We start from the raw sequence: 12,207 nt of genomic DNA on the forward strand, positions 1-12,207 counted from the left end.
CATACGAGGGGAACCAACGCGTGGGCGAGCTGCGAGGAGAGCGGCTGCGCTGCGAGCGGCTGAGCGACCCGCTCGCCGTCGAGCCGGCCCGGCCGCGGCTGAGCTGGATCGCTGCGGCCGCGGCCGCGCCTGGCACGAGCGGCCCGGCGAGCGGCGCGGGCGCGAGCGGCGCGGCCGCCGGCGAGCCGGCCGACGCCGCCGTCTCGCGCGGCCAGCGGCCGACCGCCTACCGCGTGCTGGCGGCGTCGTCGCTGAAGGCGCTGAGCGCCGTCAGCGAGCGGCTGGCTGGCGGCGGCGAGCGGCGCGGCGGCGCCCACAGGCTGCCGGCCGGCGGGCGCGACCTGTTGTGGGACTCGGGCCGCGTCGCCGCGGCGGAGACGCTCGCGGTCGAATGGGGCGGCGCGCCGCTCGCACCGTGCGTGCGGGTCTTCTGGCGCGTGCTCGTGTGGGACCGCGACGGCCGCGTCGGGCCGCCGAGCGCGATCGCGACGTTCGGCGCCGGGCTCGGTGACGGCGAGGACGCGTGGGGCGGGGCGCAGTGGCTCGGTCACGGCCATCCGTGGGCGGAGCACACGCCGGCGGGCGGCGACGAGCTCGACCCGCTGCACAACATGGGGATGACGTCGGCGCTGCTGCGGACCGAGTTCGCGCTCACCAGACCGGTGGTGCGGGCCACCGCCTACGCGACCGCGCGCGGCGTCTACCGCCTGCGGCTCAACGGCGCGCGCGTCGGCGACGACGAGCTGGCGCCCGGCTGGACCGACTACCGCAGACGGATCCACTACCAGGCGTTCGACCTCACGCGCCGGCTGCGCAGCGGCGCCAACGCGCTCGGCGTCGAGCTGGGCGAGGGCTGGTACGCGGGCTACGTCGGCTGGATGGCGAAGCACGCCGGCGGCCACTACGGCGCGCGTCCGAGCGCGCTCGTGCACGTGCGCGTCGAGCACGCCGACGGCTCGCTCACACTGCTCTCCACCGACGGCGGCGGCTGGCGCGCGACGCGCGGGCCGCGCGTCTACTCCGACCTGCAGATGGGCGAGCGCTTCGACGCGCGGCTGGTCGAAGCCGGCTGGGACGAGCCCGGCTTCGACGACGCCGGCTGGGAGCAGGCCGTCGTGCACGCGCCGCCGGCCGGCGCGCGGCTGGAGGCGCAGCCGTGCGAGCCCGCCCGCGCGCTGCGCGAGCTGGCGCCGATCGCGCTGACCGAGCCGCGGCCCGGGACGTGGGTCTTCGACCTCGGGCAGAACCTCGTCGGCTGGGCGCGGCTGCGCGCCGCCGGTCCGCGCGGCACCGCCGTCACGCTCCGCTTCGGCGAGCTGCTGCGCCCCGACGGGACGCTCTACACCGACAACCTCCGCACGGCCGCCGCGCGCGACACGTTCGTGCTCGCGGGCCGCGACGACGGCACGCCCGAGCAGTTCGAGCCGGCGTTCACCTTCCACGGCTTCCGCTACGTCGAGCTGACCGGGCTCCCGACGGCGCCGGCGCTCGCCGACCTGACGGCGTGCGTGGTCCACTCCGACGCGCCGTGGGCCGGCGAGTTCGCCTGCTCGCACGAGCTGCTGAACGCGATCGCACGCAACGCCGAGTGGGGGCAGCGCGGAAACTTCCTGTCGATCCCGACCGACTGCCCGCAGCGCGACGAGCGGCTCGGCTGGCTCGCCGACACGCAGGTGTTCGCCGCGACCGCGCTGCGGAACATGGACTGCACGGCGTTCCTGTCGAAGTGGCTCCAGGACGTGCGCGACGCTCAGGCCGACGACGGCGCGTTCCCGGACGTCGCGCCGTTGCCGCCTGCCTACGACGTGCTCTCGCACGGCGCGCCCGGCTGGGGCGACGGAGGCGTGATCGTCCCGTGGCTCGTCTGGCGCGCGTCGGGCGAGCGCGCGGTGCTCGCCGCGCACTACCCGGCGATGGTCCGCTGGATGGAGCACCTCGCCGCGCTCAACCCCTCGCACCTGCGCCGCGACGGCCTCTACAACAGCTACGGCGACTGGCTCAACGTCGATGCGCAGACGCCGAAGGACCTGCTCGCGACGGCCTACTGGGCGCTCGACGCGCGCCTGCTGGAGCAGATCGCGCGCGAGCTGGGACACGAGCCCGACGCGACCCGCTGGCGGGCGCTGCACGCCCGCGTCGCGGCGGCGTTCGGAGCCGAATGGGTCGCCGCCGATGGCAGCCTGCGCACGCCGACGCAGACCGGCTACCTGCTCGCGCTGCACGCCGAGCTGCTGCCGCCGGCGCTTCGCGCGTCCGCCGCTGCTCACCTCGCCGCGGACGTGGTCGCGCGCGGCCGGCGGCTCTCGACCGGCTTCATCGGCACCGGACTGCTGTGCCCGCTGCTGACCGAGCACGGCCACGCCGAGCTGGCGTACGACCTCGCGCTCGCGGACACCCACCCGTCGTGGGGCGCGACCGTGCGCGCCGGCGCGACGACGATGTGGGAGCGCTGGGACGGCTGGAGCGAGGACGGCGGCTTCGCCTCGCCGAACATGAACTCGTTCAACCACTACGCCTTCGGAGCGATCGGCGAGTGGCTGCACCGGCACGTCGCCGGGCTCGACCAGCACCCCGACGTCCCCGGCTGGGGCCATGTCTGGGTCCGCCCGCAGCTCGATGCGCGGCTGACCTGGGCGCGCGCCGCGCACGACTCGCCGCGCGGTCCGGTGCGCGCCGGGTGGGAGCTGCGCGACGGCGAGCTGACGCTCGACGTCGAGATCCCGCCGGGCGCCGTCGGCACCGTCTTCGTCCCGGGCGGCGACGCCGCCGCGCTGCGCGAGTCGGGCCGCCCGCTCGCCGACGTCGCCGGCGTGCGGCTCGACGGGATCGAAGGCGACCGGATCGTCGTCCACGTCGACTCCGGCCGCTACGTCTTCACACACCAGGAGGGTCGCGATGGCGACGATTGAGCTGCACGGCGTCACGAAGCGCTACCCCGACGGCACCGAGGCGGTCCGCGCGATCGACCTCGACGTCGCCGACGGCGAGTTCCTGATCCTCGTCGGCCCGTCGGGCTGCGGCAAGACGACGGCGCTGCGGATGATCGCGGGACTGGAGTCGATCACCGACGGCGAGCTGCGGATCGACGGCGAGCGCGTCAACGAGCGCGCACCGAAGGACCGCGACATCGCGATGGTCTTCCAGAGCTACGCGCTCTACCCGCACATGAGCGTGCGCGACAACATGGGCTTCGCGCTCCAGCTCGCGAAGACGCCGAAGGCGGAGGTCGCCGCGCGCGTGGAGGAGGCCGCGCGCGTGCTCGACCTGACCGGCCACCTCGACCGCAAGCCCGGCCAGCTGTCCGGCGGCCAGCGCCAGCGGGTCGCGATGGGCCGCGCGATCGTCCGCCAGCCGAAGGCGTTCCTGATGGACGAGCCGCTCTCCAACCTCGACGCCAAGCTGCGCGTCCAGATGCGCGCCGAGCTGGCCCGCCTCCAGCACCGGCTCGGGACGACGACGGTCTACGTCACGCACGACCAGGTCGAGGCGATGACGCTCGGCGACCGCGTCGCCGTGATGCGCGACGGCGTGATCCAGCAGCTCGACACGCCCGCCGCGCTGTACGAGCGCCCGGCGAACCTGTTCGTCGCCGGCTTCATCGGCGCCCCGGGGATGAACGTGGTGGAGGCGAGCGTCGCGGACGGGGTGCTGCGGCTGCCGTTCGGCGACGTCGCGCTCCCCGGCGACGGTGACGTCCCTGCCGGCGACGTCGTCGCCGGGATCCGTCCCGAGCAGTTCGAGGCGGCGGCGCTCGCGCGCGGTGCCGATCCCGGCCACCCGCGCTTCCGGATCGTGCCGGACCTCGTCGAGTCGGTCGGCTCCGACCTCTACGCCTACTTCGACCTCGACGGCAGACAGCTCGTCGCCCGCCTCGACGTCGAGAGCCGTGCGCGTGTCGGCGAGGCGGTCGAGCTGGTGCTCGACCCCTCGCGAATCCAGCTCTTCAACCCAGCAGACGGTCGCAATCTCGCAGTGACGCCGCTCACGACCGCGGCGCGGTAGACAAATCCCAGGAGCCGCGCTCGCGGCTCCGCTGAGGAGAGAGGAAGGACCCGATGGGACGCATGCGTCGCATGGGCTTGCCCCTGCTCGCACTCGCGGCCGGTCTCGCGCTGCCCAGCTCCGCGCTGGCAGATGAGATCGCCTGCCCCGCTCGCGTCGACGCGAGCGCGTTCGCCACCGAGGCGAAGCTGCTCCAGCTCGCGGAGAGACAGCAGTCGTTCGGCGTGCGGCCGACCGGCAGCCAGTCGCAGAAGGACTACATCGACTGGCTCGAAGCCGAGATGAGCGCCATCCCCGGCATCAGAACGTCGTCGCTGAACTACGACATCGACCGCTACGAGAGCGTCACGACCGGCCTCACCGCCGGTGGCGCGAGCGTGCCGGTCGCCGCACCGGTGCCGTTCGCGAGATCGACCGGCGCCGCCGGCGTGACCGCGCCGGTCGTCTACCTCGCGTCCGGCACCAACATCACGGCCGCGAACGCGGCGGGCAAGATCGTCGTGCGCGACCTGCCGACGCTGTCGGTCCCGAACGCGCTCTTCTTCCCGCCGCTGCTCGGCTGGGCGGTCCACGACCCCGGCCTGACGATCCCGCTGCTCGGCTCCGAGTCGCTGGAGGCGCCGGCGCAGTCGAACGCCGACATCGCCGCCGCCAGCGCCGCGGGCGCGGTCGGCGTGCTGATGGTGAGCCAGCTGCCGCACGCGCAGGTCGAGGGGATGTACGCCCCGTACGAGGGGCTGCCGCAGGCGCTCCCCGCCGCCTACCTCGGCGTCGACCAGGGGCAGCAGCTCAAGGACGCGCTCGCAGCGAGAACGCTCGCGAGCGCGACGCTCACGGTCGACGCGAGATGGACGCCCACGACGACCCGCACGCTGCTGGCGACGCTGCCCGGCGGCGAGGCGAAGAAGATCGTCGTCGAGTCGCACACCGACGGCACGAGCGCGCTGTGGGACAACGGCCCGCTGTCGATGATCGAGATGGCGCGCTATCTCGCGACGCTGCCGGTCGAGTGTCGCCCGCGAACCATCCAGTTCGCGTTCACGACCGGTCACCTCTACCAGCACCTGACCGGACCCGACGTGCGCGAAGGCGGTGCCGGGCAGCTCGCGGCGATCCTCGACAGAGAGTACGACGAGGGCAAGGTCGCCGGCGTGCTCGTCGTCGAGCACCTCGGCGCGCGCCAGTACGACGCGGTTGCGCGGCCGGGCGGGCTGCCCGGCAGACAGCTCGTCGTCAACAGATCGCTCAGCCAGCTGCTGTGGCTGCCGGTCACCGACGGCTGGCCGTTGAGGGACATGGTCAAGGCCGCGATCCAGGACCGGGACGTGCGCCGCACGGCGATGCTGACCGGGCTCGACGGCGCCGACGTGACGCGCGTGCCGCACCACTGCAGCTTCGGCGGCGAGGGCACGCCGTACGTGCAGCACCTGCTGCCGACGATCGCCGCGATCGCCGCGCCGAAGACGCTGTTCCTCGCGAGCTTCGGGACCGAGGCGATCGACTTCGGCCTGATGCGCAGAGGCACGCTCGCGTTCACCGACATGGTGATGAGAATGGGCACGATGTCGCAGGCGGACATCGCCGGCGACATGACGTTCATGCGCGAGCAGCGTGCGAGAGGGGCGAGAGGATGCTCCTGAGCACGTACGTCGCGGGAGCCGCTGCGGCGGCGCTCGCGCTCGGCGTCGGCGCCGTCGGCGCCGCGACCGCGACCGCCGCCGACCCGCCGCCGTTCATCCCGATCGAGCGGCAGACGATCCCGCTGCCTGAGGGCTACGCCGCGTCGACGCCGATCTGGACGCAGGACGGGGGCACCGCCGGCGAAGCCGGTGGTCACCTGCTGTTCTCCTCCGGCGGCCAGCTGCACACGATCGGCGAGGACGGCAGAGGGCTGCAGTGCATCTCGTGCGGCCTGTCGAACGACCCGAGAATCGTGCCTGCCGCGCAGGAGGCGTTCAAGGACGTCTTCCCGGACGGCAGACGCGTGATGTGGGGCGACTTCGAGCGCGCCTTCGTGCTCGAGTGCTCGCCGAGCGTGCTGCAGTGCGACGACCGCGCGCTGCTGCCGGTCGACGTCAGCGGCGAGAGAGGGACCGGCCTGCCCGGCCTGTTCGACCCGCTCGTGCTCGGCTCCGGCGTCTGGCACCTCGCGCCCGACGGCGAGCACATCGGCTGGACCGCCAGCCGGCTCGACACGCGGCCGATGCTCGTCGCGAGACTGGAGCGCAGAACGGACAGATACGTCGCGACGAACATCAAGACGGTCAACCCGCCCGGGCCGAGAAACGGCCTCGACTCCGACCCCCGCGGCTGGACCAACGGCGGCGCGCTGTACGAGCTGAAGGGCTTCGCCGACGGCGGCGCGTCGGTCACCTACGTGACGAGCCAGTACGAGGGCAACCCCGACCTCTACAAGACGAACCTCGCGACCGGCGAGATGACGCGGCTGACCGGCCATCCCGACTGGGACGAGGACTCCGGCGACTCGCCCGACGGCGAGCTGACGATGCTCCACAGCGACCGCGGGATGCACCGCGTCGACGCGGCAGGCCTGCTGCCGCGCCGCTCGTTCGTCGACTACCCGATCTCCGTCAACGCGGCGATCTACTACGTCGGCCACGAGGAGGGCTTCCAGTGCGACCTGCAGCCGTGGCTGCTGCCGGCGAGCGGTGACGGCGCGGGCAGACTGCTCGGCCAGCCACTGGCGCCGTACGAGGGCGGCGACCTGCATCCGCAGAACAACGTCCCGGGCCGCGGTGCGTGGAACCCGACCAGCACGAAGGTCGCGCTGACGGAGATGTCGTACACGACCGGGCTGGGGCCGAACCGGCTGCTGGTCGCGAAGCTCAAGCGTGCCGCGACGAGACCGCAGCCGGTCGTCTCCTCCGCGGTCGGCGCGTGGGCGAGAAGACCGGGCGACTACAAGGGCACGATCGACTCCAACGCGCTGCTCGTGACCGTCCACGGGCTGCACTCCGGGCGTGCGTTCCTGTCGCACGCCGGGACGATCGTCGCCGGCACGTTCTCGGTCACCTACGACAGATACTCCGACGACGGCGAGACATTCGTCAGCGGCACGGAGAGAATCGTCGCGCCCGCGCTCGCGCAGGCGCCCGCCGTCAACACCGCCGACCTCGTCCTGACGGGCACGAGAACCGGCTACATGAGAGCGAACTACACGATCGGCCGCCTGCTCGGGAGACCGGTCGCGAGCGGCGGCGTCGACGCGATGCTCGACGGCTACAGACTGTCGGGCGACATCCCGAGACTCGGTGCCTGCCCCGACAAGCTGCCGAGAACGGCGCCGCTGGAGCTGAGCGCATCGGTCGCGCCGGGCGCGGGCGGGACGCGTGTCGTGACCGCTCAGGTGCACGCCGACAGCGATCCCGACGGCTACGCGGCCGGCAGCTTCGGCGACCGCCGGCCGGTCGCCGGCGCGGTCGTGACCGTCGCCGGACAGCAGGTCGACACCGATCAGGACGGCAGAGCGACCGTCGTCGTGCCGGCCGGGCCGAGCGGTCCGCTGGAGGTCGGCGCGAGCGCCGGCGACACGTTCACGCCGACGAGAGTCGAGGTCAGCTGATGTCCCGCATCCGCACGCTGTGCGCCGTGGTCGCGGCGCTCTGCTGCACCCTGCTCGTCGGCGCCGCGTCCGCGTCCGCGTCGCCGATCGAGGCGAGATACGCGGCGAGCGGGCCGTGGGCCGTCAGCAGCGCGACCGTCAGAGACGCGTCGGGCAGAGCGCTCTACGAGCTGCGCTACCCGACCGACCTCGGTGCGGGTGGCGTCCGCCACCCGATCGTGACGTGGGGCAACGGCTCGATCGCGACCCCGGCCGACTACCCGGGGCTGCTGAACCACCTCGCCTCGTGGGGCTTCGCGGTCGTCGCCTCGACCAGCTCGACGACGGGCAAGGGCACGGAGATGCTCGCCGGCGCGCAGTACATGGTGGCGCGTGACAGCGACCCGGCGAGCGTCTTCGCGGGGAAGCTCGACACCGCCCACGTCGCGGCGGTCGGCCACTCGCAGGGAGCGGGCGGCGCGGTCAACGCGACCAACCTGTCGAGAGGGCTGATCGGGACGACGGTCACGTACGCGCTGCCCGCGGCGATGTGGGTCAGCAGAGGCGACGAGTTCGACGTCGCCGCGCTGAGAGCGCCCGCGCTGTTCCTCGGCGGGCGCTGGGACATCCTGATCTCCAGCCCGCTCGTCGTCGACGGCTACTACAGAGCGGCCGGCGGCCCGGCCGCGAAGGCGGTCCTGCGCGACGCCGACCACAACACGATCCAGAGAACCGGCGGCGCCACGCTCGGCTACCTGACGGCTTGGCTGAAGTACCGCCTCGAGGGCGACGCGACCGCTCGCGGCGCGTTCGCCGGCTCCGCGCCGGAGATCAACGCCAATCCGGCCTGGCAGGACGGCGCTCAGCGCGCCCTGCCGTAGGCCGGAGTTGCGTCACGGCATCGGGGTGACCCAGAGCTTGCGATTGGAAAACGTCGGGTCGGTGGTGCAGCCACAGGACGCATAAAACAGCTCATACATGTGCTCGCCCGGTCTCGTCTGGAAGGTGACGGGACCGGGTGGCCCGAGCGTCGCGCAGCCGAAGGAACTGATCGTCCCAGGTGTGCCCCAGGGGCCGCTGAGCCCACCAGGATTCGTCACATACGCGGTGAACAGTGTGCCGGGGGCTGCAAGGCCGGCGCAGTCGCCCTGACCCGCGATCGGTCTGCCGTCCTCGTACAGCGAGACGAGCCCGTCATCGTCCGCGATCTCGACCGATGCGGCGACCTGGATCGTGCCGGATGCCGGCGCGGTGATCGTCAGCGACGGTCCACCGAGCGGGACGAACGCTGTCGAGGGGGTCGAAGTGGCGTCTCTCACGACGGCGTATCTCGTCGCGCCGGGCTGCGGCGGGCCGGGCTCCCCGCGGTCGCCCTTCGGGCCGGCGGGACCTTGCGGGCCGGCTGGTCCCTGCGCTCCAGCGGGACCCTGCGCGCCCTGCGAGCCGGGTCTGCCAGCTCTACCGGGTCTGCCCTGCTTGCCGCGTGCGCCGCGCCTGGCCGGCTTTCTTCTCTGGGCTCTGCACGCCGCGCGTCTGGACGCGGTGTTTCTGCCCTTCGTCTTGGCAGCGCACGTTCTCTTGTTGGCGGTCGTGCCAGCCTGTGCTGCCGTGACGCTGCACGCCAGCGCGAGCACGGCGACCAGCGCTGCTGCGACGAGTCGTTTCACGATTGCTCTCCCGTGGTCGGGCCGCGCTCCCACGCACGGCTACACCGATCATCGGTAGATCACGGAAACGCTTGAGCGCTCAGGCGGGAACGAGCCGGAAGAACAGGAACGCCGGCTTGGTCGTGAGTCTCGCCCACGCCTCCGGGTCGCGCTCACGGCAGGCCGGCAGCGGCTGCGGCTCCTCCAGCCGGTCGACGCGCCAGCCGGCTTCTGCGATCGACGCGAGCATCGCCGACAGCGGCCGGCGCCAGAAGCGCACGTCGAACGTCGTCCCGCCCTTCTCCCAGCGGTCGTGCAGCAGCTCCGTCGCGAAGTAGTCCCCCGTCGTCGACAGCTCGACGTCGCTCGCCGGGTGGTGGGTCGAGCAGACGAGCGCGCCGCCGGGCCGCAGCACGCGGCGCAGCTCGCGCAGCGGCGCGACCCAGTCGTGCAGGTAGTGGAGCACGAGGCTCGCGACGATCGCGTCGAAGCTGTCGTCGGCGAACTGGGTCAGCGGCGCGCCGAGGTCGCCGACCGAGAACGCGGCGCCGGGCAGCCCGCGGGCGCGCGCCAGCTCGACCATCCGCGGGCTCGTGTCGAAGCCGGTGACGCGCGCGCCGTGCGCGACGAGCCAGGCCGAGAGCGGACCCGAGCCGCAGCCGGCGTCGAGCACGTCGCGGCCGGCGACCGGCGGCAGCAGGGCGATCGTCGCCGGCCGTTCGTACAGCGCGTTGTATGCGTTCTCTTCGCCCTCGGCAGCGTACTCGGCGGCCATCGCGTCGTAGGCGGCGTCGGCGGCGACGGTGTCGTGGGTGGGATCGGAGGAGGAGGCCATCGCCACCCGAGTCTAGGTGCCGTCGCATGGCCGCGCCTGCACGCCAGGTGTAACCCGAGGGTTGCACCTGATCGGAGGATGTGTAACTCTACGGTGACACTTGGTTCCCACCACCCGGAGGTATCCGATGGTTTCCGACCAGATCGAACGCGAAGTCCTGATCGACGCGCCCGTCGAGCGCGTGTGGTCGCTCGTGACCGAGGCCGAGCACGTCGGCCGCTGGTTCGGCGACGCCGGCGCTGAGATCGACCTGCGGCCCGGCGGCGCGATGGTCATGCGCTGGAGCGAGCACGGCACCTCCCACGGCCGCGTCGAGGCGGTCGAGCCGCCGCATCGCTTCGCCTACCGCTGGGCGCCGTTCAGCCACCCGCTCGGCGACGAGCCGGTCGAGGGCAACTCGACGCTCGTCGAGTTCACGCTCACGGCGGACGGCGACGGCACGCTGCTGAAGGTCCGCGAGACCGGCTTCGCGGACCTCGCGCTGACCGCGCCGGAGCAGACGGCGGCGCACGAGGGCAACACGCGCGGCTGGCGGATGGAGCTGGACGACCTCGTCGCGTACGCCAAGCAGCAGTCGGCGGTGCGATGATCGCGCCGGCCGCCGACCCCGCGCCGGTCGTCTTCGCCGCGCTCGCCGACCCGACCCGCTGGAACCTGCTCGGCACGCTCGCCGAGCAGGGGGAGGGGACCGCGACGACGCTCGCCGCGCAGCTGCCGGTCAGTCGCCCGGCGGTGATCAAGCACCTCGTCGTGCTCGACAGAGCGGGCCTCGTCGAGCGCCGACGGCATGGACGCGAGGTGCGCTACACGGTGCGTCCGGAGCGGCTCGACGCGACCGCGCGCCGGATGGCCGAGGTCGCGGCGGCATGGGACAAGCGCCTGGCCGCGATCAAGCGCCTGGCCGAGGCGGCGGAGGGAGCCGCCAGCGAGGACGCGACCAGTTCGTGAACCCGCGCAGCAGCCACTCGGCTGGGCCGTACGGATGGCGGCCCAGCCACCAGGCGCTGGTCGCGAGCTGGGCCGCGTAGACGGCGGCGGCGACGCCGAGCACGGCGGCCGGCGCGAGCCGGCCGACGAGGCCGAGCCCGTAGCCGGTGAAGATCAGGCAGCAGGCGATCGACTGCAGCAAGTAGTTCGACAGCGCCATCCGGCCCGTCGGGGCGAGCACGGCCGTCAGCCGGTGGCCGTGCCGCGCCTGGACCGCGAGCAGCAGCACGGCCGCGTAGGCAGCCGACAGCAGCGGCGCGGTCAGCACGTCGAACGCGACCGCGAACGTCGCCCACCCCGTGCCAGCGTGCTCGATCGTCAGATACGTGTAGACGACGGAGCCTGCGAGCCCGACCGGGAGGCCGATCCGCACCATCCGGCGCAGGTGCGGTCGCAGCGCGTCGAGGTCCGCGAACAGGCGCCGCTTGCCGGCCGCGAGGCCGAGCAGGAACATCGCCAGCGCGGTCGGCGCCTGCAGCAGCCCGATCACCCCGGCGACAGTCGGCAGCTCGCTGATGCGCTGCGAGATCACCTCGCCGATCGAGCCGCGCCAGGCGTCCGTCGCCGCGGTCGCGTCGGCGACGCGCTGGGCGGTGTCGGCCTCGACCCCGCGTGACAGCTCGTCGAGGCCGGCGAGCGCGAAGAAGCTCGCGCTGAGCAGCAGCAGCACGACCGCGATGCGGACTGCGCGCCGCGGCTCCAGCCCGCGCAGCGCGAGCAGGACGAGTCCCAGCACGGCATACGTCGTGAGGATGTCGCCCTGCCACAGCAGCACCGCGTGCGCGGCGCCGATCGCGAAGAGGCCGAGCAGCCGCCGCAGGAAGCGCGGCACGAACGCGGCGCCGCGGCGGACCGCGGCGTCGATCTGGAGCGTGAAGCTGTAGCCGAACAGGAACGAGAAGAGGACGTAGAACTTCGACGTGAAGAAGACGGCGACGAACCAGTTGGCGGCGTCGTCGAGCGGCGAGGAGAAGGCGGGATCCGGGACCTCGTAGAGCGTGAAGGCGGAGCCGAAGAAGGTGATGTTGACGACGAGGATCCCGAGCAGGGCGAAGCCGCGCAGGGCGTCGACGGCGGCGATCCGGCGAGCGGGCGGGACGGCGGGCGGGGTCGCGGGCGCGGGTGGCGAGAGCATGTCCGCAGCTTGCTCGCGCGCGCGTCCGCTGCCGTCGCCC

Annotated in this window: 10 protein-coding genes; 7 read left to right on the forward strand and 3 right to left on the reverse strand. The window is 73.1% G+C overall.

Annotation, left to right across the window (positions count from 1 at the left end; translation table 11 throughout):
- Nucleotides 1–20: 20 nt before the first annotated feature.
- From CWOE_RS01220 to CWOE_RS01240, 5 genes are all read left to right on the forward strand, one after another.
- Nucleotides 21–2,909 carry an alpha-L-rhamnosidase gene (locus CWOE_RS01220; RefSeq protein ID WP_041730013.1) on the forward strand — a complete coding sequence of 963 codons (2,889 nt, stop codon included), beginning with the start codon at nucleotides 21–23 and terminating at the stop codon, nucleotides 2,907–2,909.
- Nucleotides 2,896–4,002, forward strand: a complete 1,107-nt coding sequence (locus CWOE_RS01225; RefSeq protein ID WP_012931733.1) for an ABC transporter ATP-binding protein — start codon at nucleotides 2,896–2,898, stop codon at nucleotides 4,000–4,002. Before CWOE_RS01220 ends, CWOE_RS01225 begins: the two co-directional genes overlap by 14 nt.
- Before the next feature lie 71 nt (nucleotides 4,003–4,073).
- Nucleotides 4,074–5,642 carry a hypothetical protein gene (locus tag CWOE_RS01230; RefSeq protein WP_201447106.1) on the forward strand — a complete coding sequence of 523 codons (1,569 nt, stop codon included), beginning with the start codon at nucleotides 4,074–4,076 and terminating at the stop codon, nucleotides 5,640–5,642.
- Nucleotides 5,633–7,585: a TolB family protein gene (locus CWOE_RS01235; RefSeq protein WP_012931735.1), complete on the forward strand. Its 1,953-nt coding sequence runs from the start codon at nucleotides 5,633–5,635 to the stop codon at nucleotides 7,583–7,585. The genes CWOE_RS01230 and CWOE_RS01235 overlap by 10 nt, the downstream gene beginning before the upstream one ends.
- Entirely contained in the window at nucleotides 7,585–8,445 is an 861-nt protein-coding gene (locus CWOE_RS01240; protein WP_012931736.1) for a poly(ethylene terephthalate) hydrolase family protein, read from the forward strand. Before CWOE_RS01235 ends, CWOE_RS01240 begins: the two co-directional genes overlap by 1 nt.
- A 12-nt stretch (nucleotides 8,446–8,457) precedes the next feature.
- Here the strand turns inward: CWOE_RS01240 and CWOE_RS33235 are convergent, their stop codons facing one another.
- Nucleotides 8,458–9,231 (reverse strand): collagen-like protein, encoded by a 774-nt coding sequence (locus CWOE_RS33235; RefSeq protein ID WP_012931737.1) that lies wholly within the window; start codon nucleotides 9,229–9,231, stop codon nucleotides 8,458–8,460.
- Between the two features lie 79 nt (nucleotides 9,232–9,310).
- Nucleotides 9,311–10,045 (reverse strand): class I SAM-dependent methyltransferase, encoded by a 735-nt coding sequence (locus tag CWOE_RS01255; protein WP_012931738.1) that lies wholly within the window; start codon nucleotides 10,043–10,045, stop codon nucleotides 9,311–9,313.
- A 127-nt stretch (nucleotides 10,046–10,172) separates the two neighbouring features.
- On the opposite strand from CWOE_RS01255, the gene CWOE_RS01260 reads away from it, so the two are divergent.
- A complete protein-coding gene (locus CWOE_RS01260) occupies nucleotides 10,173–10,634 on the forward strand; it encodes an SRPBCC family protein (RefSeq protein WP_012931739.1) in 462 nt (153 codons plus the stop codon).
- Nucleotides 10,631–10,993: an ArsR/SmtB family transcription factor gene (locus CWOE_RS01265; protein WP_012931740.1), complete on the forward strand. Its 363-nt coding sequence runs from the start codon at nucleotides 10,631–10,633 to the stop codon at nucleotides 10,991–10,993. The genes CWOE_RS01260 and CWOE_RS01265 overlap by 4 nt, the downstream gene beginning before the upstream one ends.
- Here the strand turns inward: CWOE_RS01265 and CWOE_RS01270 are convergent.
- Complete coding sequence (locus tag CWOE_RS01270) at nucleotides 10,935–12,167, reverse strand: DUF418 domain-containing protein (RefSeq protein WP_012931741.1); 1,233 nt, start codon at nucleotides 12,165–12,167, stop codon at nucleotides 10,935–10,937. The genes CWOE_RS01265 and CWOE_RS01270 overlap by 59 nt on opposite strands.
- Between the last annotated feature and the right edge of the window lie 40 nt (nucleotides 12,168–12,207).

The sequence above is a fragment of the Conexibacter woesei DSM 14684 genome (genome assembly GCF_000025265.1).
GTDB lineage: Bacteria > Actinomycetota > Thermoleophilia > Solirubrobacterales > Solirubrobacteraceae > Conexibacter > Conexibacter woesei.